The organism is Calidifontibacillus oryziterrae, from assembly GCF_000331575.1.
GTDB classification, from domain to species: domain Bacteria; phylum Bacillota; class Bacilli; order Bacillales; family Bacillaceae_J; genus Calidifontibacillus_A; species Calidifontibacillus_A oryziterrae.
This window is the reverse complement of the sequence record NZ_KB223527.1, coordinates 450,386-477,363: the sequence shown is the minus strand read 5'-3', so window position 1 is coordinate 477,363 and position 26,978 is coordinate 450,386. Positions and strand designations below refer to the sequence as shown.

General features: G+C 37.1%; 21 protein-coding genes, 1 pseudogene and 1 riboswitch. Of the genes and pseudogenes, 14 read left to right on the top strand and 8 right to left on the bottom strand.

Annotation, left to right across the window (positions count from 1 at the left end):
- Window positions 1-38: 38 nt before the first annotated feature.
- Window positions 39-1,247 (top strand): YbfB/YjiJ family MFS transporter, encoded by a 1,209-nt coding sequence (locus D612_RS0110890; RefSeq protein ID WP_017755504.1) that lies wholly within the window; start codon window positions 39-41, stop codon window positions 1,245-1,247.
- Window positions 1,228-1,431: a tautomerase family protein gene (locus D612_RS0110885; protein ID WP_017755503.1), complete on the top strand. Its 204-nt coding sequence runs from the start codon at window positions 1,228-1,230 to the stop codon at window positions 1,429-1,431. The genes D612_RS0110890 and D612_RS0110885 overlap by 20 nt, the downstream gene beginning before the upstream one ends.
- A 719-nt stretch (window positions 1,432-2,150) precedes the next feature.
- Here D612_RS0110885 and fdhF read toward each other — a convergent pair.
- Together fdhF and D612_RS0110865 are read right to left on the bottom strand one after the other, a co-directional pair.
- On the bottom strand, window positions 2,151-4,208 hold the full coding sequence (gene fdhF / locus D612_RS19980; protein WP_407637462.1) for a formate dehydrogenase subunit alpha: 2,058 nt from the start codon (window positions 4,206-4,208) through the stop codon (window positions 2,151-2,153).
- A gap of 76 nt (window positions 4,209-4,284) precedes the next feature.
- Window positions 4,285-4,971 carry a Crp/Fnr family transcriptional regulator gene (locus D612_RS0110865; protein WP_017755499.1) on the bottom strand — a complete coding sequence of 229 codons (687 nt, stop codon included), beginning with the start codon at window positions 4,969-4,971 and terminating at the stop codon, window positions 4,285-4,287.
- Window positions 4,972-5,162: 191 nt separating this feature from the next.
- Here D612_RS0110865 and D612_RS0110860 point away from each other — a divergent pair, with 191 nt between their 5' ends.
- The 3 genes from D612_RS0110860 (at window position 5,163) to D612_RS0110850 (ending at window position 8,528) form a co-directional block, all read left to right on the top strand.
- Window positions 5,163-7,535 carry a nitric-oxide reductase large subunit gene (locus D612_RS0110860; RefSeq protein WP_017755498.1) on the top strand — a complete coding sequence of 791 codons (2,373 nt, stop codon included), beginning with the start codon at window positions 5,163-5,165 and terminating at the stop codon, window positions 7,533-7,535.
- A gap of 118 nt (window positions 7,536-7,653) precedes the next feature.
- On the top strand, window positions 7,654-7,887 hold the full coding sequence (locus D612_RS0110855; protein WP_017755497.1) for a DUF2249 domain-containing protein: 234 nt from the start codon (window positions 7,654-7,656) through the stop codon (window positions 7,885-7,887).
- Between the two features lie 158 nt (window positions 7,888-8,045).
- On the top strand, window positions 8,046-8,528 hold the full coding sequence (locus tag D612_RS0110850) for a hypothetical protein (protein WP_017755496.1): 483 nt from the start codon (window positions 8,046-8,048) through the stop codon (window positions 8,526-8,528).
- A 34-nt stretch (window positions 8,529-8,562) separates the two neighbouring features.
- Here D612_RS0110850 and D612_RS18295 read toward each other — a convergent pair whose 3' ends face one another.
- A complete protein-coding gene (locus D612_RS18295; RefSeq protein WP_017755495.1) occupies window positions 8,563-8,829 on the bottom strand; it encodes a hypothetical protein in 267 nt (88 codons plus the stop codon).
- Window positions 8,826-9,089 carry a CGCGG family putative rSAM-modified RiPP protein gene (locus D612_RS0110840; RefSeq protein ID WP_017755494.1) on the bottom strand — a complete coding sequence of 88 codons (264 nt, stop codon included), beginning with the start codon at window positions 9,087-9,089 and terminating at the stop codon, window positions 8,826-8,828. Before D612_RS0110840 ends, D612_RS18295 begins: the two co-directional genes overlap by 4 nt.
- 338 nt (window positions 9,090-9,427) lie before the next feature.
- On the opposite strand from D612_RS0110840, the gene D612_RS0110835 reads away from it, so the two are divergent.
- The 4 genes from D612_RS0110835 to narI are packed head-to-tail and all read left to right on the top strand — an operon-like array spanning window position 9,428 to window position 15,969.
- Window positions 9,428-13,114 carry a nitrate reductase subunit alpha gene (locus tag D612_RS0110835; protein WP_017755493.1) on the top strand — a complete coding sequence of 1,229 codons (3,687 nt, stop codon included), beginning with the start codon at window positions 9,428-9,430 and terminating at the stop codon, window positions 13,112-13,114.
- Window positions 13,104-14,660: a nitrate reductase subunit beta gene (gene narH, locus D612_RS0110830; RefSeq protein WP_017755492.1), complete on the top strand. Its 1,557-nt coding sequence runs from the start codon at window positions 13,104-13,106 to the stop codon at window positions 14,658-14,660. The genes D612_RS0110835 and narH overlap by 11 nt, the downstream gene beginning before the upstream one ends.
- Entirely contained in the window at window positions 14,626-15,198 is a 573-nt protein-coding gene (gene narJ / locus D612_RS0110825) for a nitrate reductase molybdenum cofactor assembly chaperone (protein WP_233274992.1), read from the top strand. The genes narH and narJ overlap by 35 nt, the downstream gene beginning before the upstream one ends.
- A 42-nt stretch (window positions 15,199-15,240) precedes the next feature.
- Window positions 15,241-15,969, top strand: coding sequence for a respiratory nitrate reductase subunit gamma (narI, locus tag D612_RS0110820; protein ID WP_017755490.1), 729 nt, complete (start codon window positions 15,241-15,243; stop codon window positions 15,967-15,969).
- A 103-nt stretch (window positions 15,970-16,072) separates the two neighbouring features.
- On the opposite strand, the gene D612_RS0110815 is transcribed toward narI, so the two are convergent.
- Window positions 16,073-16,501, bottom strand: a complete 429-nt coding sequence (locus D612_RS0110815) for a hemerythrin domain-containing protein (RefSeq protein ID WP_017755489.1) — start codon at window positions 16,499-16,501, stop codon at window positions 16,073-16,075.
- A 278-nt stretch (window positions 16,502-16,779) separates the two neighbouring features.
- On the opposite strand from D612_RS0110815, the gene D612_RS0110810 reads away from it, so the two are divergent.
- Entirely contained in the window at window positions 16,780-16,995 is a 216-nt protein-coding gene (locus tag D612_RS0110810; protein ID WP_017755488.1) for a hypothetical protein, read from the top strand.
- Between the two features lie 22 nt (window positions 16,996-17,017).
- On the opposite strand, the gene D612_RS0110805 is transcribed toward D612_RS0110810, so the two are convergent.
- Window positions 17,018-18,214: an MFS transporter gene (locus tag D612_RS0110805; RefSeq protein ID WP_017755487.1), complete on the bottom strand. Its 1,197-nt coding sequence runs from the start codon at window positions 18,212-18,214 to the stop codon at window positions 17,018-17,020.
- Window positions 18,215-18,313: 99 nt separating this feature from the next.
- Here D612_RS0110805 and D612_RS19775 point away from each other — a divergent pair, with 99 nt between their 5' ends.
- Entirely contained in the window at window positions 18,314-18,493 is a 180-nt protein-coding gene (locus D612_RS19775; RefSeq protein ID WP_017755486.1) for a hypothetical protein, read from the top strand.
- A gap of 106 nt (window positions 18,494-18,599) precedes the next feature.
- On the opposite strand, the gene D612_RS0110795 is transcribed toward D612_RS19775, so the two are convergent.
- A complete protein-coding gene (locus tag D612_RS0110795) occupies window positions 18,600-19,961 on the bottom strand; it encodes a PFL family protein (protein WP_026092468.1) in 1,362 nt (453 codons plus the stop codon).
- 20 nt (window positions 19,962-19,981) lie between these two features.
- On the bottom strand, window positions 19,982-20,257 hold the full coding sequence (locus D612_RS0110790) for an ACT domain-containing protein (RefSeq protein WP_017755484.1): 276 nt from the start codon (window positions 20,255-20,257) through the stop codon (window positions 19,982-19,984).
- A 94-nt stretch (window positions 20,258-20,351) separates the two neighbouring features.
- Window positions 20,352-20,429: riboswitch (glycine riboswitch) on the bottom strand.
- A 229-nt stretch (window positions 20,430-20,658) separates the two neighbouring features.
- On the opposite strand from D612_RS0110790, the gene D612_RS0110785 reads away from it, so the two are divergent.
- From D612_RS0110785 to gltB, 3 genes and pseudogenes are all read left to right on the top strand, one after another.
- Window positions 20,659-21,432 carry an ABC transporter ATP-binding protein gene (locus tag D612_RS0110785; RefSeq protein ID WP_017755483.1) on the top strand — a complete coding sequence of 258 codons (774 nt, stop codon included), beginning with the start codon at window positions 20,659-20,661 and terminating at the stop codon, window positions 21,430-21,432.
- A 60-nt stretch (window positions 21,433-21,492) separates the two neighbouring features.
- Window positions 21,493-21,963 (top strand): annotated as a pseudogene (locus D612_RS0110780) (methyl-accepting chemotaxis protein); the annotation flags it as partial.
- Window positions 21,964-22,402: 439 nt separating this feature from the next.
- Window positions 22,403-26,923, top strand: a complete 4,521-nt coding sequence (gene gltB, locus D612_RS18290; protein ID WP_017755481.1) for a glutamate synthase large subunit — start codon at window positions 22,403-22,405, stop codon at window positions 26,921-26,923.
- The last annotated feature ends 55 nt before the right edge of the window (window positions 26,924-26,978 follow it).

The window sequence follows — 26,978 nt, the reverse complement described above, 5'->3', positions numbered from 1 at the left end:
TTAAACTTGACATAGCGAAAGGGGGTTATGAAAAAAGAATGTCTAAACGGCCAGTATTGCCTGTAATTGGGGGGATTTGTTCTTTAATCATTGCAATGGGCGTTAGCCGCTTTGCTTACACACCGATTTTACCACTTATGAAGGAAGCTATTGGTTTTTCTGAGAAAACTGCTGGCATCTTAGCTTCTAGTAATTATTTAGGTTATCTCGTTGGGGCTTTATTGGCTAGTTTCATAAACGGGGGAGCACGTAAACAGAAGTGGCTAACCTGGACGCTATTCATTAATATCTTGTCTGTTGCGTGGATGGGGTTTTCAACAGACTATTATGCTTGGCTTTTTCTAAGATTTATAGCTGGTATTACTAGTGGATTAATCTTTGTTCTTACGTCTAGTATATTATTAGACATTCTTGCAGCAAAAGGTCGCTTGACATGGGTTGGGTTTTTCTATAGTGGAGTAGGAATTGGAATATTTATGACTGGGCTTGTTGTTCCATTGTTAGACTCGTTTTTCGGTTGGAGAGGAGCATGGTTTAGTTTAGCTATTATTTCATTATTTCTAGGCTTTGTCGTTCTATTCACGCTCAAGGATGACAACCATTCAATGATTGAAACCTTTAATACTAGTAATATAGAGGCGGGAAAAGGCAAGATAGCTAATTTTTTACCGTGGCTTATTATTGCATATGGATTAGAGGGGTTAGGTTATATCGTAAGTGCAACATTTATAGTCGATATTGTAAAGGGCATTCCTTCGCTGTCCCAGTATGCAGCATTAAGTTGGGTATTTGTTGGGATTGCAGCAATACCTTCAACTTTTCTATGGGTTAAACTCGGAGAGCGGTTTGGTTACATAAATGCATTAAATATTGCATTGCTCATTCAAGCGGTCGGCGTTGTCTTACCCGTTATAATGTTTAATGCTAGCGGTGCTTTAGTAGGGGCGTTTTTATTTGGTGCTACTTTTATGGGGATTACATCTTTAGCCACTTCATACGCTCGTGAGCTCCAGCCTAGAAATAGCAATTTAGTAATCGGAATCATGACCACGATTTACGGTATTGGGATGGTAATTGGTCCAATCGCTGCCGGTGTTTTAGTAGCAAAATACGGTCAATACACAATTGCACTAGGTCTAGCATCAGGTGTACTACTCCTAGCTGTAATTGTATTGATTGTTGGCCGGGTTTTTATTAAAAATATAAATAAACGAAAGGAAGATGTATATGCCATACGTAAATATTAAAATTACAAAAGAGGGAGCAACACCAGAGCAGAAGAGACAATTAATTGAAGGAGCTACTAATTTATTACGAGATGTACTTGGAAAAAACCCACAAACAACCGTAGTTGTCATAGATGAAGTAGATACTGATAACTGGGGAATTGGTGGCGAAACCGTTACAGTTCGGAGAAAGCGAGGACAATAGTATTATCTCTAAATGGGTGCTTAATTAAGAAGTGTAATTTTAAACATATGGGTAAGGTGCTCAGATATATGGGTAAAGTGCTCAGATATATGGGTAAAGTGCACAGATATATGGGTAAAGTGCACAGATATATGGGTAAAATGCCAAACCATGTGGGTAAAGTACTCAGATTTATGGGTAAGGTGCTCAGATTTATGGGTAAGGTGCTCAGATATATGGGTAAAATGCACAGATATATGGGTAAAATGCACAGATATATGGGTAAAATGCCAAACCATATGGGTAAAATGCCAAACCATATGGGTAAAATGCCGAAATGTCTTGTTGAATCTACTTATTCACCCCCTAATTTACTGAATTGGGAATTCTACTAACCAAATAAGGCATCCTATCAACGAAATTAATGGTTCTATCAATATAATTGGACATTCTATCAATATACTTTGGTGTTCTATCGACGAATTGAACGTTCTATCAATATAATCGATTATACATTGCAAAATATGTAAAACGAGCAGTCCGATTGCGGACTGCTCAAATTTTAATACTTCATTAAATCTATTTAACAAGTAATATTATGCAAAAATTATCTAAAATAATTTGTTTTCTTCACGGAACACGCAATTATCTAAGAAAGATGTTTAATTACAATTTTTGAATGTTCACAGCCCATGCCTTCAATCCAGCAGTACTTGAAATTGGGGTGAACTCGTTAATTGTTACATCAATTTTTGAATGTTCACCGCACATGCCTTGAATTCTGCAGTACCTGAAATCGGGTCAAATTCATTAATTGTTAATACATTAGTAGGAACTTCGCTCCAATGGAAGCTCATAAATACTAAGCCAGGGACAACCTGATCTGTAATTTTTGCTTTCACTTGTAATGAACCTCTTCGTGAAGATACTTCAACGACTTCTCCGTCATTAATTCCTAACGAACTAGCATCTTCTGGATGAATATCAACCGTTTCTTCCTTTTGCTTTATTTTCACATTATCAGGATAGTAACGTGTTTGTGAATGTGTATTATATGATTCATAGCGTCTTCCTGTTGTAAGCATAAATGGATAGTCCGCATCCGGCAATTCGATTGGTTCTGTAAAGTCTACAGGAATGAATGGTGATTTCCGTCCGCTAGTAGATTCGTCATGTAAATGTTCGTGCATAATAAACGTTCCAGGATGATCAATAGTAGGACACGGATAATGTAAACCACTTTGATCTAGACGCTCATATGACATACCGCCATACATTTCGTGTGCCAACTCACGTACTTCATCCCAGATTTGTTCACTACATTCATAGCTCATTGGATATCCCATCATCGTTGATAACTCACAAAGGATTTCCCAGTCTTCTTTCACATTAGGGTCAGCGTCTATGCCTTTTCTGACACGTTGAACACGACGTTCTGTATTTGTATACGTCCCTTCTACTTCTCCCCATGATTTAGCAGGGAAAACGACATCAGCCATTTGTGCAGTTTCCGTCAGGAAAATATCTTGAACGATGAGCAAATCTAATCTTTCTAATAACTTTCTCGTATGTGACATGTTAACATCAGCCATTAATGGGTTTTCACCAATTACATACAGTGCTTTTACTTCACCGGCTTCCATTCGATCGAATGTCCTTGTTTGTGTATCGCCAACTTTTGCATCAAGTTTTACATTCCAAGCTTCCTCAAAGCGTATACGATAGCTTTCGTTTGTAATCGGAAGAGCGCCGGTAAGCTGATTTGGAAGGCAGCCCATATCGCCGGCTCCTTGAACGTTGTTTTGACCACGGAGTGGCATAATTCCATTTCCTTTTTTACCGACATGACCGGTTAAAAGGGCAAGATTAGCAATATCGAAAACGTTGTTAACTCCACAATGATGCTCCGTAATCCCTAATGTGTAAGCAACCATTGCATTTGGAGCTGTCGCATAATCCCGTGCTGTTTGTACAATCTCTTCTGCTGTAAGACCAGTAATAGAAGCTGCATATTCTGGAGTATACCGTTCAACCTGCTTTTGTAACTTGTCTAAGTCTAATGTGACTTTAGTTATAAACGCTTCATCGTATAGTTTTTCTTTTAGAATCATATGCATCATGGCGTTCATAAACGCAATATCTGTACCTACTTTGATTTGCAAATGACGGTCAGCCGCTTTAACCATATCAATTTTTCGTGGATCAATTACAATTATTTTTAAACCGTTTTTCGCAGCTTTTTTCATCCGATTTGCAATGATCGGGTGCGCTTCAGTCGTATTAGAACCCATCAGAAGTAAGACGTCTGCATCATCAAAATCATCCAATGTGTTTGTTGGAGCACCATCTCCGAATACAGTTGCCAGACCGGCAACGCTTGGAGCGTGTCAAGTACGATTACAGCCATCGATATTGTTACTGCCAATAGCTGTTCTCATAAATTTTTGGGTAATAAAGTTAGACTCATTTGTTGTTCGCGCACAAGCAAACATTGAAATTGCATTTGGGCCAAACTCAGCTTTAATCTTACCAAGCTTATTAGCTACATATTGTAAAGCTTCATCCCACGTTGTTTCAACTAACTTATCGGCTTTTCGGATAAGCGGTGAACGTAGTCTTTCCTCAGCATGAACATAATTAAAGGCAAAAGCACCTTTAACACATGTTTGACCTTTATTAACAGGAGCGTCTTTATCTCCTCTAATTTTCTTAATTTTGTTATCTTCAATTTCGAGTATTAGTCCACAGCCAGTACCGCAGTAACCGCAAATCGTGTGAACTTGTTTCGTTTCCCCCACTATAGTTTCCTCCTAATCCCTATTTAGTAAGTGAAGATAGTTATTAGTATTTTAACAGAAAATGAGGAGTAACACACTAGTAAACTTCAGCTTTAAGTTTTTCCGGATAGAGGTGGAGGAATCCTTTTTCATCAAAATATAAGTGTTTTTGTTTTTTTAGTTTGTTTAAAGTTCGACTAACTGTTTCTCTAGTTGAGCCTACCATGTTAGCAAGCTGTCTATTTGTAAAATGAGTATGTAACACAAATTCATCGTTTGTACCTTTTTGGCCATAGCTTTTGCACAATCGCAGAAGTAATAGAATGATTTGCTCTGTTGTATTATGTAATATTTGTTCTTCTAAACGGTCCTGCAATTCGATAATTCTTTCACCCATCAATCTAAATAATTTTATGCTTATTTCAGCGTGACTAACCAAAATTTTTTCTAAATCCTCTATATTAATCGTAATTAATGTACAATCTTCAAGCACTTGTGCATTCGCTGGGTAATTGCCATTTTTTAGAAATACGGCTAATGGGAACATATCGCCACTTTGTAAAATGCTAACTATTTGCTCTTTACCCGTCATATCATTTTTAAAAATTTTAATCTTTCCTTTTAAAATAAAAAAGACACGATTAAAAATATCATCCTGCATGTAAACGGTCATTTTAGATTTATAATGACGAAGTTTCATAATTTTATTGAATTCTTTTAAATCTTGGTCATCAAGTTCCCTAAATAGCGGGAGTTTTTTTAAATGAGTAGTTATTCGCTCCATAAAAACCGCCAACCCCAGTTTCTTCGAAAATTTACATTCTTGAATATTTTACAACGTTAACACTATGCGGACAGTGATTAAAAACACACCTTACTATTGTTGTGAATCACAGAAGGGTTTAACGAGGTGGTGCTATGATTTGAATGTCGACGGCATGCCAGAAGATTAGAATTTTAATTGGAGTGAAAAAGATGGAAGCTAGGAAACTAGATACATATGGGGGATCAAATAGTAAGCCAAAGAAAAAGAATGGCTTTATGAAATCTGTTTTAGTTTTCACATTACTCATATCCTTTACAGTTTTATTGGTTGGGGGTTATTGGATATTTAAAGAAAATGCTCCTAGGCCATTAGAGGTAACAAATGAAAATGGTGATGTGTTACTAACGAAAGAGACAATCATGGGCGGGCAAGCAGTGTTTCAAAAGTATGCTTTAATGGATTATGGAACTGTGCTTGGTCATGGATCTTATATGGGACCAGACTACACTGCGGAAAGCTTAAAAGTGTATACAGAAGGAATGCAGGATTACAAAGCAAATGAAATATATGGTCAATTATACAAACAGTTAGCAGCAGATGAACAGAACATCATTAAAGAACAAGTCATAACAGAAATGCGGGAAAATCGTTATGATGCAGCGAAGGATGTTTTACCATTAACAGCTGCGCAAGTGTATGGACTTGAACAAGTTAGAACTTATTATAAAGATGTATTTACAAATGGTGATAATTGGGGATTAAAAGCTGGATTAATTAAGGAAGAACACATGCCAGAGAGTAACCGAGCATATGTAGCAGAAGGGGATCAAATCACACAAATCGCTGACTTCTTCTTCTGGACTGCTTGGTTATCCAGTACATTACGCCAAGGTGACGAAATTACTTATACAAATAACTGGCCTTACTATGAAGATGCCGGTAATACAATGGGATTTTCAGCAGTATGGTGGAGTGGCGTTAGTGTAACGTTATTAGTTTTATTCATTGGTATCATTTTATTTATTTTCTACCGTTATCACTTAGATATGCACCCTGCATATAAAGATAGTAATTTTCCAAAGATTGATTTACAAAATCAACCGGTAACACCATCACAAGTTAAAACCGGTAAGTATTTTGCAGTTGTTTCAATATTATTCTTTATTCAAGCAATGTTTGGTGCGTTATTAGCACACTACTATATTGAACCTGATAGTTTCTTTGGAATTAAATGGATACATGACGTTTTACCATTCTCAATTACGAAAGGTTATCACCTGCAATTGGCAGTATTCTGGATCGCAACAGCATGGCTCGGAATGGGTTTATATGTTGCACCATTAGTAGGTGGACACGAACCAAAGAAGCAAGGATTATTAGTAGATGTGTTATTTTGGGCTTTAGTAGTGCTAGTGTTCGGAAGTATGATTGGTGAGTGGTTAGGAGCAAATGGAAAGTTAGGTAACCTTTGGTTCTTATTTGGTCACAATGGTTGGGAGTATATCGAGCTTGGCCGTGTATGGCAACTAGTATTAATCGCCGGAATGAGCATATGGTTATTCCTAGTATTTAGAGGTATTAAAAGTGGTTTGAAGCGGGAAACTGATAAAGGTGGATTGATTCACTTATTATTCTATGCAGCTATTGCTGTTCCTTTATTCTATGTATTTGCATTATTAATTAATCCAGATACACATTTTACAATGGCAGATTATTGGCGTTGGTGGATTATTCACTTATGGGTAGAAGGAATTTTCGAAGTTTTTGCAGTTGTTATTATCGGTTTCTTATTAGTACAACTAGGCTTAGTTACAAAAAGTTCAACTGTAAAAGCCCTCTATTTCCAATTAACTTTACTAATGGGAAGTGGTGTAATTGGCATCGGTCACCATTACTACTACAACGGCTCTGCTGAAGCCTGGATTGGATTAGGAGCAGTTTTCTCAGCACTTGAAGTAGTTCCGTTAACATTGTTAATATTAGAGGCTTATGAACACTATAAGATTATGCGTGATGGCGGTCATGATTTCCCTTATAAGTCAACGTTCTGGTTTTTAATTTCTGTAGGTATTTGGAACTTAGTTGGGGCAGGCGTATTAGGTTTCTTAATTAACTTGCCAGCAGTAAGCTATTTTGAACATGGTCAATTCTTAACACCAGCACATGGACATGGTTCAATGATGGGTGTATATGGAATGTTTGCGATTGCCGTTCTATTATTCTCATTGCGAAATATTGTAAAACCCGACAAATGGAATGACAAACTTATTAAAATTTCTTGCTGGCTATTAAATATTGGTTTAGCAGGTATGATTATTATTTCATTACTTCCTGTTGGCTTCATGCAATTAAAAATGGCATTTAAGGAAGGCTATTGGGCATCTCGTTCGCCTGAATTGTTTTTGCAACAAGATACTGTTCAACAATTGATCACGATCCGTGCGATACCGGACACAATTTTCTTGCTAGGCGTTGTTGGAATAGTGATTGTTAGCGTAAAGGCATTATTGAATTTGCGTAAGCCAACACATAAAGATGGAGAAGCTTTACCAGTTAAAGATTTAGCAATTGATGAAGAATAGCTCATTAGAAGGTGGGATATAATAGCATCTAAACAAGTGATATAGACCACACCTTACGGGTGAACTAGTATTTATAATAAAAGTGTACAATGTAGATCTTTTAAAGGGGGACAACAACATGTTACAATTTGCAGCTAAGATAAATGCACCAGATTTTCCGCCAAGAGAGAAGCACCCAATGATTTTTAAAACGTTTGATGAGTTAAAATCTGGGGAATTCATGGAATTAACAAACGACCATGATCCACGTCCTTTACAATATCAATTTATGATGGAAAGACAGGATCAATTCACTTGGGAATACCTTGAAGAAGGTCCTGATGTATGGCGTGTGGCAATCGGTAAAAAATAAAATAGTAAATGAAAGTTAATTCGTAATTTGATGGGTTGAAACTAAAAATAATATTCATCTAGAAGGCTATCTCTACTGTTAGGGGTGGCCTTTTTTACTATATAGCAATTTTTACAAAGCAAATACATTTGAAAGATCTTGATTAATGGTGGGATTCGATGCGAGGATGGATCATTAGTAATTTGTTGTTCATTTTTATTATTATATTTTTAAGTTTTTGGAACGAAGAATACCATTCACCGATTCTAAGTATTGGTCAATCATTTGCAGTTATTGCTGTTCTTTTGTTTTTAATTAATGTGAATATGTTTTTCATTTTTTTAATTATCAAAAAAAGTAAGCGGAAGGATTTAAAAAAGAACCTAGCGCTGTTTTCACGGAAACTGATGAAGGCGCATGTGCCGATCGGGATCACAGCCACGGCAATCATTACCATTCATGCAGTTATCATGATTTATTTTCATCCATATGGTGTTTTTCATATGAAAAAACTAAGTGGTTTTGTGGCAATTTGCATCTTAGTGATCCATCTATATAGTGGATGGCTTCGTCGAAAAAAGGCATCAGGGTTTCGAAGGAAATTCCATTTGAGAATGGCGTTTGTATTTTTAGGTTTCTTCCTATTACATATTTTTGTGTAAATTAAAACGAGCTTGCTATAGCTCGTTTTAAATTTTAAGGGAAATAAATCTCAATGTAGTTATTACCGTTTTTTAGAATGAAATAATCTTTAAACGTATCGCCTTTCACAAATTCATTAAAAGGAGTGTACTCAATTGAGAGCTTATTAGTGTTGTTTTTTACAAAATTTATATTCCTTTCTGAAATTGTTATTGAATCAAAGAAAAATCCTTCTCTCTTTACAAGTTCTTCATCTTCATAAACATTAACGACAACTTGACGATTTTCAAATGTAGTTAATACTTCTTCACTTATTTTCATGCTAATTTCCACACCCTTAGTACGTAACCGCCACAACCACATTGATCGATAAACTTAGTCCTAATTTTCTTTCCGAATCGTGCATCTAAAACCGGTGTTAAATACGAATCTGGGTTGCCGAATGTATTTGAGGTTACAAGATTTACATAATGGCCAATCGATGTTTGCTCAACGGCTTTTACTGCATCCTCAATAATGAAATCTATATTGTTTTCATAGTCATCATGCTCTAAATCCTTTGACCAATCTTTAGCTACCATTCTTATCACCTTCGCTTAATTTATGATTATTGTTTTTTTACTATAAAAATTATTGTAACAAAGTCAATTCTTTTTTAAGTGAGGGAAATCACTCTCTCAAATCTATTTAAAGGGGATTTTCACGCAACAGATCCTTAAACAAAAAAACATTTCATGTATAAAAAAAGCCAATGGGAAAAACAACTAATATAGTGAAATAATTTCCATAGAAAAATTAACTAGCTCTAGAATGCAGTAAATGTAAAAAACTAAGTGGCTATTATGGAAGCTAATCTGTTTAGAAGCCTAGCTTTACAGTACGCACGTATCAGACGCTTTTCTAAGAAGGGAGAATAGGTATGCAAAAAAAAATTCCACCGTTATTGAAGAAATTTACATTTTTCGGAAAAACAACAGATATTTCAAATCATAGTACATTATCACATGCTGATCGAGAATCAGAAAAACATTATCGCAGAAGGTGGCAGCATGACAAAGTTGTAAGAACAACACATGGTGTAAATTGTACAGGATCATGCAGTTGGAAGGTCCATGTGAAAGATGGGATCGTCGCATGGGAAACGCAGCAAACCGATTATCCGACAACAGGTCCAAATATGCCAGAGTATGAACCGCGTGGATGTCAACGAGGAGCAACGTTTTCTTGGTATATTTATAGTCCGCAGCGTGTGCGCTATCCGTATGTTAGAGCATCATTGCTAAAAATATGGAAGGAAGCTTTGGCGAAAACAAATGATCCAGTAAAAGCTTGGGAACTAATTTCAACCAATCTTGAAATGAAAAGGCTATATAAAACAGCCCGCGGGAAAGGTGGATTTGTTCGAGCAAATTGGGATGAAGTTAATGCAATGATAGCTGCTCAGCTTATCCATACCATTAAGAACCACGGACCAGACCGGATCTTTGGCTTTTCTCCTATACCCGCAATGTCAATGGTTAGCTATGCAGGTGGTGGCCGCTTTTTAAACTTAATAGGTGCACCTCTACTTAGCTTTTATGATTGGTATGCGGATTTACCTGCATCTTCACCACAGGTTTGGGGTGAGCAAACCGATGTGCCAGAAAGTTCAGATTGGTTTAATTCAAGTTATTTGCTAGTTTGGGGTTCAAATATTCCACAAACTCGCACACCAGATGCTCACTTTTATACAGAGGCGAGATATAACGGAACAAAAGTTGTTGCTATCAGTCCTGACTATGCTGAATTTGTTAAGTTTGCTGATAATTGGCTATGCGTAGAAGCTGGGATGGATTCTGCACTTGCTATGGCTATGACACATGTCATCCTAAAAGAGTTTTATGTCGATCAACAAATACCATATTTTCAAAATTACGTTAAAAAGTACACTGATTTACCTTTTTTAGTGAAATTGAAAAAGCGAGGAGAAAGCTATGTTGCTGATCGTTTTTTAAGAGCTAGTGATCTTGGTGCAAATGTTAACAAGGCAGAGTGGAAACCACTTGTATTTGATCAGTCCCATAACAAATTTGCTTCACCAAATGGTACGATTGGGCAGCGATGGTCTGAAGGGGGGCATTGGAATTTAGAATTAAAGGACCTTGATAATGGACTTGGAGATATTGAACCAGCATTAACTTTGTTAGGAATGGAAGATCAAAGTGTAACTGTTCATTTTCCATACTTTAGTCTTGAGGATCGACAAATTTTTGAGCGCGGAGTTCCTGTAAAAACAATCAATCAAAATGGAGAAACAATCTATGTGACAACCGTATTAGATCTAATGCTAGCGCAAGCTGGTGTTCACCGCGCTGAATTACCAGGTGATTATCCGAAAAGTTATGATGATCCGAAACCTTTTACCCCAGCATGGCAGGAAGGGATTACCGGAGTAGACCGTAAGCTTGCTGCGCAAATTTCGAGGGAGTTTGCGCAAAATGCAATTGATAGCAAAGGTCGTTCCATGATTATCATGGGCTCAGGAATTAATCATTGGTTCCATTCAGATACGATTTATCGGGCAGTTCTTAATCTTGTGTTACTAACTGGCTCTCAAGGTGTGAACGGCGGAGGCTGGGCACATTATGTCGGTCAGGAAAAAGTTCGACCATTAGAGGGCTGGCAAACCGTTGCAATGGCTCGGGACTGGGGTGGTCCACCGCGTTTACAAAATGCGACCTCATTTTTTTATTTCGTAACTGAACAGTGGAGATATGAGGATCAGAAAACGGAAAATTTAATTTCACCCCTTGTTGATACGCCACGATTTAGTCATATCGGTGATTATAACGTCTTAGCAGCAAGACTCGGCTGGCTTCCTTCGTATCCACAGTTTAACAAAAATTCAATTAAGTTGTACGAGGAAGCAAATGCTAAGACAAACGATGAAGCCGTTCAATTTGTAGTTAACCAAATAAAAAAAGGTGAGATGAAGTTTTCAATTGAAGAGCCTAGTAATTCGGTAAATTTTCCGAAAACAATGTTTGTTTGGAGGGCTAATTTAATTGGAAGTTCGGCAAAGGGTCATGAATATTTTTTAAAATATTTATTAGGTACACATTCACATGTGTTAACAACAGAAAACGAGTCATTGGATACTGATGAAATTGCGACAAACGAAGATGCAGTAGAAGGGAAATTAGACTTATTAGTGAATTTAGATTTTCGGATGTCAGGAACGGGGCTGTATTCAGATATTGTTCTTCCGGCAGCAACCTGGTATGAGAAGTTCGATATTAGCTCAACAGATATGCATCCATTTATTCATCCATTTAATCCAGCAATTACTCCACCATGGGAAAGTAAGCCGGATTGGGATATTTTTAAAAATCTTGCTAAGGTTTTTCAAACGTTAGCAGAAAAGCATTTTCCAAATCCAATTAAGGATGTTGTGGTAGGTCCGCTTCTTCACGATACACCTGATGAAACGGCACAGCCTTATGGTCTTATATCCGATTGGAAACAGACTGGAGCGGAGCCTGTTCCTGGTGAGAATTTTCCGCGGGTTCATATTGTTGAAAGAGATTATACAAAAGTATACGAAAAATTTATCGCACTTGGACCAAATATTCGCGAAACGATTGGTGCAAAGGGACTTATTTGGGATGCAAAAGAAGAATATGATGAACTGAAGGATATATTAGGACATGCAAAAGGAACAAAAGAATATAAAGATTGTCCAGACCTTTCATTCGACCGTCATGCGGCGGAAGCAATTTTAACTCTTTCTAGTACAACTAATGGTTCACTAGCAATGAAGGCATGGGGAGCAATGGAGAAGAAAACTGGTCAAAAGCTAAAGGATTTAGCAATTGAACGAGCGGAAGAGCATATGTCCTTTGATGAAATTACCGCACAACCTCGAAAGGTGATCTCGTCTCCAGTATATAGTGGCACGGAAACAGGAAACCGCCGTTATAATCCGTTTACAACTAATATAGAACGATTAATCCCTTTTAGGACGTTAACTGGAAGGCAGCATTTTTATCTCGATCATGAAATGATGCTGGAATTTGGTGAAGAGCTGCCAACCTTTAAAGCGCCGCTAAGAAAGGCAGCCTTCTATAATAAAAATGGTAAGCCTGAAACAACCAAACAGGAAATAGAGTTACGGTATTTAACTCCACATTATAAATGGTCCTATCATAGTACGTACTATGACACCCTTCCAATGTTAACGCTCTTCCGTGGTGGACCAAATGTATGGATGAATAACAGAGATGCCGAAAGTGTCGGAATCCAGGATAATGATTGGCTCGAACTATACAATCGCAATGGTGTTGTTGTTGCTAGGGCCGTTGTAACCCATCGCTTACCGCAAGGAGTCGCGTTTATGTACCATGTCCAAGACCGTCTTATTAATGTCCCTGGAACGACCATTACTAAGGATCGGGGTGGTACTTTTAATAGTCCAACAAAAATTAACATGAAACCTACACAGATGATTGGAGGTTATGCTCAGCTTAGTTATGGATTTAATTATTACGGTCCAACTGGAAATCAACGAGATGAACAAGTTATCATCCGTAAACTAGAACGGGATGAGGTGGATTGGCTTGAAGATTAAAGCCCAATTTGGTATGGTCATGAACCTTGATAAATGTATCGGTTGCCATACTTGTAGTGTGACATGTAATAATACATGGACAAACCGTCAAGGTGCGGAATATATGTGGTGGAATAATGTTGAAACAAAACCAGGTGTAGGCTACCCACGTGAATGGGAGAACCAGGACACTCATAAAGGTGGTTGGGAGTTAAGAAACGGGAAGCTCGAATTAAAAGCGGGTGGTCGTGTAAGTAAGCTACTAAGCATTTTTTACAACCCAAATTTAACGCAAATTGATGATTATTACGAGCCTTGGACCTATGATTATGAAAACTTAATTAAAAGTCCGGAGCGCAAACATCAACCTGTAGCCCGTCCAAAATCACAACTGACGGGAGAATACATGGAAATAAATTGGGGACCTAACTGGGAGGACGACTTAGCTGGTGTATATAAAACGGGGAAAAAAGATCCAAACATGAATGGTATAGATGAAAAGGTAATAGAGGAATTTGAACATGCTTTTCTTATGTATCTGCCTCGCATTTGCGAGCATTGTATGAATCCCTCTTGTTTATCTTCTTGTCCTTCTGGTGCAATTTATAAACGGGATGAGGATGGCATTGTTCTCGTAGATCAAAATGCTTGTCGGAGCTGGCGTTTTTGCATGACGGGATGTCCGTATAAAAAAGTTTATTTCAACTGGAAAACACAAAAAGCAGATAAATGTACATTTTGTTTTCCAAGAATAGAAAATGGTCAACCAACGGTTTGCGCAGAAACATGCGTAGGCCGACTTCGCTATATTGGCATTGTTCTTTATGATGTTGAGCAAATAGAAAAAGCTGCATCAGTTTCAGATCCGAAGGATTTATATGAGGCCCAGTTAAAAATGTTTCTTGATCCGAGTGATCCAGAGGTTATCAAGCAGGCCAAAAAAGATGGAATTCCGGATGATTGGATTGAAGCTGCACAGGAATCCCCAGTATATAAGCTAGCAGTAAAGTACAAAGTAGCGTTACCATTACACCCTGAATATCGAACGCTGCCTATGGTATGGTATGTTCCACCATTAAGTCCAATAACAAATGCTTTTGGTGGACAAATTGATTCATTAAGTGCGAATGTGATTTTTCCAACGATAAAACAGTTCCGCATCCCAATTCAATATTTAGCGAATTTACTGAGTGCCGGTGATACAAAAGTGATAGAAGGGGTATTGAAGAAGCTTGTTGCAATGAGAAGCTATATGAGGAGCTCTAATTTAGGCAAACCGTTTGATGAAACAATTCTAGAGGAAGCTGGTTTAACGAAAGATCATGTTATTGAACTGTACGAGCTTTCTGCTATCGCAAAATACGATGATCGCTACGTTATACCTAAATCACATCGTGAACAAGCTGGAAATATGTATATTGGCCAAGGAAGTACAGGTTATGAGTTTATGGAAGATTGTAGCGGTTGTAGTTTAGGTACGGAAAATTATGATGATCTTTATGCTTTTAGCGAACAGTATTGGGGTGATCTTGGTGGAACTGGAACGGAAATGGATGGAAGAACATAAACATAGTTTTCATTTATGCTCGTTGATGTTGCGCTATCCAAACGAGGAATGGATTGATAATGTCGAGATAAATCAGTTCATAAGTTGTGTGGAAAATAAAGGAATGCGGTATTGTTTTGAGACGTTTTTTACCTATGTGGCTAATACTCCAATTCAGCTATTATGTGAGAATTACGTTAGGTGGTTTGACTTCAGTGAGCGGACCACCCTTTATTTAACCCATGAACGATTTGGCGAAAATAAAGAGAGAGGTTTAGCCTTTGTAAAATTGAAAATGGAATTTGCAAAGGCGGGATTTTATATAAAAAACGATGAGCTCCCTGATTATTTACCGCTTATTTTAGAGTTTGCAGCATTGGCTGATGCAAAGTATGTTCAAAAAATGTTTTTAATACATAAGCAAGCTATTGAGCGGTTGCTTTGTGAGTTAGAGAAGGATGATAATCCTTACGCATATTTATTAAAGGCTTGTACGATTGCCATGGCTCCCTATTTACAAATTGGAATTGAGGAGATTAAAGATTTTAATGCAGGCTAGATTGCTATAGAGTTACTCAACTAGAAAAAATGGAGGCGTTTCATGACAAACTTTGATTACTTCTTATGGGTAATTGTTCCATACTTATCACTAACAATTTTTGTAGTTGGACATATTCACCGATATAATAAAGACCAAATGGGATGGTCCGCAAAATCCAGTGAGTTTATACAAAAAGATAATCTATTAAGATGGGGAAGTAATTTATTCCATTATGGTGTTATCTTTGTATTTTTCGGACACGTTGCAGGTGTGTTAATTCCAAAAGGCTTTTATGATGTAATTGGAGTCACTGAAGAGATGTATCATTTTGGTGCAACCTGGTTTGGTGGAGCTGCTGGAATTGCAATGGTTATAGGTGGCGCCTTGTTGACAATTCGTCGTTTGAATAGTGCAAGGTTGAAGCGAAATAGCTCGCCGATTGATCTTATTGTATTATTGATCCTCGGCGTTGTTACTGTTGTTGGCTTTACTAACACAGTTGGCTATACGGCAACTGGTGGTACTTTTGATTATCGAACTACAATTGGACCTTGGTTTCGTGGAATTTTAACGCTTCGACCATCACCAGAACTTGTAATGAATGCACCTCTAGGCTTTCAGCTTCACATCTTAGCAGCTTTTATATTATTTGCGATTTGGCCATATACAAGGCTTGTTCATGTTTGGAGCCTACCGTTAGAATATTTAACTCGAAAATATATCGTATTTCGAAAAATGAATCCTAAAAAAGCGATGGAGTTTGCTGAAAATACCGAGCGGAAAAATTAGCCATGATAAAAGTAAAAAGCCACTTTAGGTGAAAGCCCTGAGTGGCTTAGTTCTTGTTTATGATGACAAAAGCGGAGCTGATTATTAATTCATATGTAATTATTTAGCTAAAATCATTAGTAAGCAGTAGCTGTTCCTCATCACGATTATGAATTTGCACGAGTACATATATAGCTCTAAATCGATCAATAACCTCTTGATTTACATTATTTTGTTCAGACAAGGATTGTTTTATGTCTGCAATAAGTATCCGCAGCAAGGCGTGATCACGTTTTAGCATTGCAAGGGTTAGCTCCATTTCAGGATTTTCTTCAAGCTTACTTTTATAGAAGCCATCCTCCTCTGCATCTGCATGGGTGATTGTCCTTGTTTCCCAGTGCTCAACTAATGCATCTGCAGCAATTTTTGCTTGCTTTTTATTGCCTTTTTGGTGCAGTTTTTCTACTATTTCTAGCAAATCTCTTCCTTCAGAAACTGCTCCATCGTGTATTGATTTGTGAGCCGTTAATTTATGAAGTGATGGTCCTGACAAATTGTTACACCTCCTAGATCTTTATATTTTATTGTAGGCATTTTCTAACTTTGATATAACCTCTCGAAAGACTTTCCTAGAGAGCAACTTTAGTATTTATTATGATCAGAACACGCAATGCTAAACACAGTTTTAAATTTCGAATCCGTTTTTTGGAAAAATATTATAGGGATTATTGATCGAAATTCGAAAAAACTACCATCAAAAGTGTTCATTCGTTTCATAATCAACAGTTTACTTTTACACAAGAAAAATATAACAGTAAAGGTGGTATTAATATGGATCGTAATAAGCTTGAACAGTTAGGTGATGAGTTGCGACAGCTTGGACATCGTAGACGTGAATTGGCAGAACAAATCTTTCAAGAAGTTAATGAAGGTGATGATCAATCATCAAGAGAGCTATATAAGGAGTTGAGTATGATTTCTGATCAAGCAATAGAAATAATGACTGAACAAAAACAAATGTTTGATCAAGAAGTACAAAAAATGTAGCATGGGTTTTCCCATGCTACAGCTATTGATAGAACTTTTGTGTACGGGTTTTTAGTAGATAAGTTACATAAATAATAAAGAAAATAACAAATAGTATGGATGATAAGCGGTACATCATTGCGTAGCTACTAACAGCAGCAATTGCACCTAATATGATTGATCCACCACCAATTCCTAAATCAAATGCTGAAAAAAACGTGGCGTTTGCTGCACCTCTTCGATTAGGGGCAGCTCTATGAATCAACCATGCTTGGAGAGCAGGTTGAATTGATCCAAATGTGATCCCAAAAAAAGTTGCTGAGATGATTAGTCCTAGAAGCGTTGTTGAATATGATAAAATTAACAGGCTAATGATACCAAAAAATGCACTAGGGATTAGCACCCATTGGTGTCCATTTTTATCAAATAATTTGCCCGAAATCGGTCGTACAAGTAAAACAAACAACGCATTTATGGAAAAGAACCAGCCTACATTTTCAATACCTACTTCGCTACCAAATAGTGTAATAAAGCCAACTATACCACCATAAGTAAATGTCATTAATGCTCCAAGTAATGAAGGGAATAGAGCAGTTTTTTCGAAAAGACGGGAGGCGAAATTGGTATTGTTTGAAGTAGTTGTGTCAATTCTCTGCGTTTTGATTTTTAGAACTTGGCTAAGAATTAAAGAAATAACAGTACTTATAAAAGCGAGTAAGAAAAGTAAAGAAAAACCAGAATGATTGATAATCCAAATTCCAGTTACAGGTGCAACAGCCATAGCAAATGTTGTAGACATTCCATAATACCCCATCCCTTCACCGCGGCGAGAAGCAGGAATAATATCTGAAGCGACAGTTCCAAATGTTGTTGTCGAAACACCCCAGCCAAATCCATGAATAATTCTAATCAATAAAAGTAAAAATACTGTTGTTGCCAAAACATAGGTTCCAATCGCTATTAAACAAATAAGTAGTCCAATTAATAAAAATAATTTTCTTCCGAAAGTATCTAAAAAAGCCCCGGAAAATGGTCGTATAAGCAGGGCTGATATCGTAAATATTCCTATAACAAGGCCTACAGTTGTATCTCGGCCCCCTAATTCCTTCACGTAAATGGGTAAAGTAGGTAACAGCATTTGAAATCCAAAAAATAAAAATAAGTTTGAAAGCGATAGTATTATAAAGTCCTTTGTCCAAAGTTTTTCTTTCTCAAGTCGCTTTTCGACGATGGCATCCATTAAATCCCTCCTAACGATATTATACACATACACATTCTATTATTGAACATAATAAGAATAAGAAAAATCATCGTAGGGAAGAAAAAGGAGTGATGGAATTTGTTCTTTAATAAGGGAAAACGCCTTCAAGCTATGGAAAAGAAGAATAAATGTCCTGATTGTAAAGGTAGAGGAATTCATTATTTTGTTGGGAGTGACTTCTTTGTTGCATCTCCGATTAATTGTACGAGCTGCAATGGAACAGGTTTATTTACTGAATGGTCTAATTCACTAGGATAAAAAAAGTGTGTCTCTTGATGGACACACTTTTTATTTTACAAATTCGCTCGTTTATTCACGAATTGCACTATTTATTTACATATTAACTCAACCAATAATGAATTAATTAATTAATTAATGCTTGAAGTGGTGCAGGAATGCGACCACCTCTTTGTATTAGCTTATCAGAATTGAATGGATTGACACCGATCACCGGAGCTCTTCCTAGCAAACCACCAAACTCAACCATTTCTCCTTCAGCTTTGCCTGGTACTGGAATAACACGGACGGCTGTTGTCTTTTTATTAATCATTCCGATCGCTGACTCATCAGCAATAATTCCAGAAATTGTTGCTGCCGACGCATCACCAGATATTGCGATCATATCTAACCCAACAGAGCATACACATGTCATTGCTTCAAGCTTTGATAATGTTAAGGCACCATCGACTATCCCTTTAATCATTCCGTTATCTTCACTAACTGGAATAAAAGCACCGCTAAGCCCACCTACATATGAGCTAGCCATGGCTCCGCCTTTTTTGACAGCATCATTCATAAGTGCTAGGGCAGCAATTGTGCCATGCGTTCCAACGCGTTCAAGGCCGATTTCCTCAAGGATTTCAGCAACACTGTCATTCATAGCGTTTGTTGGTGCTAATGATAAATCCATAATGCCAAATGGTACATTTAGACGTTCAGCAACGACACGACCAATTAATTCTCCTGCACGGGTAATTTTAAACGCTGTTTTTTTGATGACATCAGAGACTGCGCCAAGATCTGCATCAGGATACCGTTTTAAAGCGCTCAACACAACTCCGGGACCACTAACACCTACATTGATAACAGCTTCTCCTTCTCCAGCACCATGAAAAGCACCTGCCATAAATGGATTATCTTCAACTGGATTACAGAACACAACTAACTTTGCACAAGCAATACCATTTTGATCTTTCGTTCGTTCAGATGCCTCTTTAATTATCTCACCAGCCTTGCGAACTGCATCCATATTAATACCTGATCTTGTTGAAGCAACGGAAATAGATGAGCAGACACGTTCTGTTACAGTTAAGGCTTCTGGTAATGCATCTAGTAAGGTTTGGTCACCTTTAGCAATTCCCTTATGAACGAGGGCTGAATAGCCACCAATGAAGTCAACCTCTAGTTGGTGTGCTGCTTTATCTAAAGTTTTGGCTAATTCAATCGCTTGTTCCTTCGTAGCGTTTCCTAATATTTCGGCAATCGGAGTAACTGAAATTCGTTTATTAATAATTGGAATCCCAAATTCTTTACTTACCTGCTCAGCAACTTCCTTTAGCCTTTTTGCATATGTAGTAACTTTCACAAATACGTTCTCGTTCATTTTTTCAAAATTCGAATCTGCACAATCTCTTAAATTAATGCCCATCGTAACTGTGCGAACATCTAAGTTTTCCATTTGCACCATACGGATCGTTTCGATCATTTCGTCAATTGCGATACCCATTTTCATATTTCCTCTCTCCTTTAAACGCGGTGCATAGCTTGAAATATTTCTTCAAGCTGAATGTTTATTTTAAGATTCATCTCTTGACTAATCTCATCAAATTGTTTTTGGAGGGAGTCAAGACTTCCAATTTCTGATACATCAACAAGCATCATCATTGTAAAGAAATCTTGTAATATCGTTTGGCTTATATCGAGAATATTAACACAATTAGCAGCCAAAACGTTCGTTACTCTAGCGATAATTCCTACTTGGTCTTTTCCGATTACACTTACAACTGCTCTTTTCATTGCCATCATAAATCACCTCATATAGTATTGTGAAAATAAAATAAAAAAAGATTGGATTTTTCCAATCTAGGCAAGTAGAATAACCAAATGAATATACAAAGGTTACTCTTCTGTCCTTTTGCCTGAGATTGTGAATCCTTCGGCGCTGCTATGTAACAGTCTCTCCAGAAGCTGCTCGTGTTATAGTTTTATCCATAACAGTCATCGCTAATAATATAAAAAGAATAATGCGATAATAACAATTTATATTATACTAGTCAATATAATATTGTTTAAAATAAATAATGTATATTTTATTAACAATTACATATTGCTTTTTGTACTTGTTTATTTAACTAATTAAAGCTTAGATGTCAAAATTACCATATTATATTACATAAAAAAAGTGATTTGAAGGAGGACAAATTGTGATTTCATTGGAAAATGTATCTTGCAGACGCGAAGATAAATATTTACTCCAAAACATTACATGGGATATGAATGCAGGTGAAAACTGGGTTTTATTCGGTTTGAACGGATCAGGTAAAACAACTTTACTTAATATTATTTGCGGGTATCTTTGGCCGACAACGGGAAAAGTGACAGTTTTAGGGAAAGTGTTTGGTACATATCCCCTTTATGAGCTACGCAAGAGAATCGGTTTTGTTAGTTCAGCCATTGATAAAAGACTTCCTGATTATGATTATGCCGAGAATATCGTTTTAAGCGGGAAATATGCGTCAATTGGTCTTTATGAAAATCCAGACGATGCAGATATTGATTATGCACTTACACTTATGGAAAGATTTCATTGTAGTAAGCTTATCCATCGTACGTTTGAAACGTTATCACAAGGTGAGAAGCAAAAGGTAATGATCATGCGAGCATTGATGGCCAAACCAGACCTTCTTATTCTCGATGAGCCTTGTATTGGCTTAGATGTTCTAGCTCGTGAGCAAGTTTTGGAGCTTATTAATGCTCTTGGTAATGATTTGGAGACACCAACTTTACTTTATGTAACTCACCATATTGAAGAGATTATGCCTGTTTTTAGTCATGCTTTGTTACTACGAAATGGTCAATTGTATTCGAAGGGACCGATAGAAAGCTTGATAAATGAACAAACGTTAACTGATTTTTTACAAAGAAATGTAAAAATTGACGAGCTAAATCAGCGCAAATATTTAAAAATTCTTGACTAAAAAGAAAATTTACATAGTATTTTTTACATATATTCACTTAATTGAGTAGCTGCTAGAGCAGGGGAGCACGGACAAGGTTTTGCAGTTGTGGCTGACGAAGTTAGAAAATTAGCAGAGCAATCAAAGAGTGCATCACAAAAAATTACTAGTTTAATTGTTGATATTCAAACGGAAACGACGAACACGATCCAAAAGACGGAGAGTAATTTAAAAGCATTTGAAACCCAAGTAACTATTATTGAAAATAGTGGGACATCGATTCAAGAGATTGTACAGAGAGTTGAACAAACGGAGAAAAGTGTAAGAGATGTAAATGATGTATTAGATATATTAAATAAAAACGCAGGACAAGTATTAAGTTCGATTCATGACATATCAGGAATTATTCAGCAAACGGCAGCGGGAGCAGAACAAGTGGCAGCCTCAAGTGAAGAGCAATCTGCTACCGTCGAACAAATAACTGCAAGCATTCAAGACTTAGCGCTTTTATCTAGTAAACTTCAACAAGAGATAAATCGATTTACTGTCTAAATGTAATATTGACAACGCAAAAAACAGCTAACAATCAAATGTTAGCTGTTTTTTTGTGAATCAATCTCTTAAATGCACGAAAAATAAAAAATTAATCTCAATGTTTATATATTTTTCAAAAAAAGTATTTTTTTTGAGTATTTATCTTAAAATTCTTAATTTTGTCCTAAACTTTAATTTTACTTAAAAAACGTAGATTCCGCCTGGTTTCGAAGCTTGTACAAAATTTCATATATTTAAAAATTAAAGCGCTTACATTATAATCGATCTCAAAATTAGATTAATTAAATAAAAAATAAATATTGGAAAGATTGATACATGAAACATATAATAAATTCCAAGAACATTCTAATTGTTTTTAATATTGTATTACAATCAATAAATGTCAAATTTTTATCTTTTATAACTAATGTTGAGAAAGAATGGAAAGGGTGAAAGGATGAAACAAATGAATCCACCAGTTAAACAAGGACTTTATAAACCAGCTTATGAACATGATGCGTGCGGTATAGGATTTATTGCTAATCTCAACGGAGAAACTTCTCACAATATCGTAAAGCAAGGAATATCGATGCTTTGCCGATTAGAACACCGTGGTGGGCAAGCGAGTGATCCTGACACAGGTGACGGTGCAGGAATCATGACGCAGTTGCCACATCAATTTTTTCGTAGGTGTTGGTCACAGTTAAGAATTTATAAACAAGGAAGCTATGGCGTAGGAATGGTATTCCTACCTCAAAATTCTAAACTTAGACTTCAGTGTGAGGAAGTATTCAACAAAATTATCAAAGAAGAAGGACAACAACTTCTTGGATGGCGAACCGTTCCGACAAATGATGCTGCTATTGGTGAAACAGCAAAACAAAGTCAGCCCTTTATTCGTCAGTTATTTATTGAAAAGGCAGCAGAAATAATGGATGAACAGACATTTGAACGAAAGCTTTATATTATACGCAAGCGAACTGAAAAAGTGATCAAAGAAAAACTGCTTGCAGGGAATGAAACCTTCTATGTTGCAAGTCTATCATCAAGAACAATTGTCTACAAAGGGATGCTGACTCCTGAGCAATTAGATCAATATTATCTTGATTTGCAAGATGAAACATTTACATCATCATATGTGCTTGTTCATTCACGCTACAGTACGAATACATTTCCTAGTTGGGAAAGAGCACATCCAAACCGAATGTTAATCCATAATGGTGAGATTAATACACTGCAAGGTAATGTCAATTGGATGAAAGCACGGGAACAAATAATTGAATCATCTGTTTTTGGAGAGAAAACAAAAGAAATAATACCGATTATAGATTTAAATGGTAGTGATTCATCTTCTTTTGATAATTGCTTAGAATTTTTAACTCTATCTGGCCGCTCGTTGCCACAAGCGGCAATGATGATGGTTCCTGAACCATGGGAGCAAATAGAAACCATGGATGATTCATTAAAAGCATTTTACGAATATCACAGTCATTTAATGGAACCATGGGATGGTCCGGCAGCACTAGGTTTTACAGATGGTCGCTTAATTGGTGCGATGTTAGATCGTAATGGTCTCCGGCCAGCTCGTTATTACGTCACGATTGATGGAACAATTATCTTTGCATCTGAGGCAGGAGTAGTTGAGGTTGAACCAGATCGAATTATCGAAAAGGGAAGATTAAGTCCAGGTAAAATGTTACTTGTTGATTTAATAGAAGGACGTATTATCCGTGATGAAGAGGTAAAACGTACCGTATCAACTGAATATCCATATCGCGAGTGGTTAAATACAAACTGTGTTCATATTAACCAACTACCTGCGCCTCGTACACAACAAGCAAAAAATGATATTGATATTTCGAAATATCAGCAAGTGTTTGGCTATACGGTGGAAGAATTAAAGAAAGTTCTTGCAGAGATGGCTGTCCACGGTAAGGAGCCAATTGCTTCAATGGGTAATGACATGCCATTAGCGGTACTCTCAAATCATTCCCAACTTTTATATAACTATTTCAAACAGCAATTTGCACAGGTAACGAATCCACCAATTGATGCGATCCGCGAAAAGTTTGTTACATCTACTGCAACACTTCTAGGTGTAGAGGGTAATCTTCTTAAGCCAACAGCGGAAAGCTGCCAGCGTATTCGCTTGGAAACGCCAATTTTGTCAGATGTCGAATTAGCAAAGATTCGTAGTAATCAAATGTTACCATTTAAGTCGCAAACATATCCAATTCTTTTTGAAGTGGCTAACGGAGAAATAGGATTAGAAGCTGCCTTGAATAACTTATTTAAATCAGTAGATGATGAGATATGCAATGGTGCGTCGATTATTATCTTGTCAGATAAAGGGTTGAACCAGAAATTTTCAGCGATTCCGGCATTGCTAGCAGTTAGTGGCCTTCACCACCACTTAGTTCGGCACGGTACAAGAACAAAGGTAAGTATAATTGCTGAAACCGGCGAGGCAAGAGATGTACATCAAGTAGCAATGTTAATAAGTTATGGAGCTGATGCAATTAATCCTTATCTTGCATTTGCAAGTATAGAAGAAATGCTAACTAACGGTGATATTAAGGAGAAAATTAGTTTCTCAGAAGCTGTTCGTAATTATATTCAAGCCACAACAGATGGAATTGTAAAAGTACTATCAAAAATGGGAATTTCAACAATTCAAAGCTATCGTGGAGCACAAATCTTTGAAGTAGTTGGAATTGATTCTTCTGTTATTGATCACTATTTTACTGGAACAACTGGAGCTTTAGGTGGAATTAAACTAGATACAATTACGAAAGAAGTACTAATGCGTCATGAAAAAGCGTTTGCTGAAAAAAACAGACGTTTAGATACAGGGAGTAATTTTCAATATCGGAAAGATGGAGAAGCACATGCCTTCAATCCGGAGACAGTCCGTATGTTAAAAACAGCTTGTCGTAACAATGACTATGAACTCTATAAAAATTATACAAAAAAGGCTAATGAAGACCAGCTAATCTTTGTTCGTAATTTGTTTAAATTCAAACAAACTAGCCCAGTGCCAATTGAAGAGGTAGAACCTGTTGAATCTATACTTCGTCGCTTCAAAACAGGTGCGATGTCATACGGTTCAATAAGTCAGGAAGCACATGAAACACTAGCGATTGCCATGAATCGAATTGGTGGAAAAAGTAACTGTGGTGAAGGTGGCGAACACCCAAGCCGCTACACGCGTGATGAAAATGGTGATTATCGTCGCAGTGCGATAAAGCAAGTTGCATCAGGTCGTTTTGGAGTTACTAGCCACTATTTAGTAAACGCTGATGAAATTCAAATCAAAATGGCACAAGGTGCAAAACCGGGTGAAGGTGGGCAACTACCAGGTAGTAAAGTATTTCCATGGATTGCTGAAGTGCGTGGATCTACAGCTGGAGTTGGTTTGATCTCACCTCCGCCACACCATGATATTTATTCAATTGAAGATTTAGCACAGCTTATTTATGATTTAAAAAATGCTAATCCACAAGCAAGAATTAGTGTGAAGCTTGTATCGAAAGCTGGTGTTGGGACGATTGCGGCTGGTGTTGCCAAGGGCTTGGCTGATGTAATTCTAATTAGCGGCCATGATGGTGGAACTGGTGCAGCACCAAGATCAAGTATATTACATGCAGGATTACCTTGGGAGCTTGGGTTAGCTGAAGCGCACCAAACGTTGTTACTTAACGGTCTGCGCGACAGGGTTGTTTTAGAAGCAGATGGAAAATTGATGACTGGTCGAGATGTCGTTATGGCAACATTATTAGGTGCTGAAGAATATGGTTTTGCAACAAGTGCATTAGTTGTTTTAGGCTGTGTCCTTGTTCGTGTTTGTCACCTTAATACTTGCCCTGTTGGAATTGCGACACAAGATCCAGAGCTTCGCAAAAAATTCATTGGTAAGCCTGAAGACATAGAGAATTTTATGCGTTTTATTGCTCAGGATGTTAGGGAATTGATGGCCAAATTAGGGTTTAGAACAATGAATGAAATGGTTGGACGAACAGATTTATTAGAGAAAAGTAATGCAGCTCTGGCACATTGGAAAGCCAAAGATTTAGATTTATCAGACATTCTGTATCAACCATCAGTATCAACAAATTGTGGAATGTTCAACCAGAAAGCTCAAGATCACGGTTTAGAAGACTCACTCGACTATCAAGAATTACTAACAGTTTGCAAACCAGCACTTGAAAACAAGCAGAAAGTAAAAGCAAGCTTTTCAATTCAAAACATTCATAGGGCTGTCGGAACAATCTTAGGCAGCGAGATATCAAAACGCTTTGGAGAAGCTGGTTTGCCAGAAAATACAATTCAATTGCAGTTTATAGGAACAGCCGGTCAAAGCTTTGGTGCATTTCTTCCAAAAGGTGTCAAGCTATCCCTTAAAGGAGATGCAAATGACTATGTAGGTAAGGGTTTATCTGGCGGAAAAATCATTGTAAATCCATCTGAAAAATCAATTTTAGAACCTGAAGAAAATACGATTATTGGGAATGTTGCATTTTATGGAGCGACATCAGGAGAAGCATATATCCGCGGACTTGCTGGTGAACGTTTTTGTGTAAGAAACAGTGGTGTGAAAGCGGTTGTCGAAGGGGTTGGCGATCACGGCTGCGAGTATATGACAGGTGGACGTGTCATTGTTCTTGGAACTGTTGGCAAAAACTTTGGAGCAGGAATGTCAGGTGGAATTGCATATGTGTATGCAAATGATATTCAAGGATTTGCAAAGCTTTGTAACAAAGAAATGGTCGAGTTAGATCCTTTAGTTGATCAAAGAGAAATATCGGAAGTGAAACAGCTCATTCTAAATCATTACCATTACACAAGCAGTTCTCGTGCATCCTATATTCTACACCATTGGAATGAAAACTTAACAAAGTGGGTGAAGGTTATACCAAAAGAATATAAACGTGTTGTTCAGTCTATTCAAGAGAATGAGGAAGTAAATTCACTTTTATAAGGGGATGTGTGGGATAAAGTGAAGTTTTCTCATCTAACTCAAATCCCATGTATAG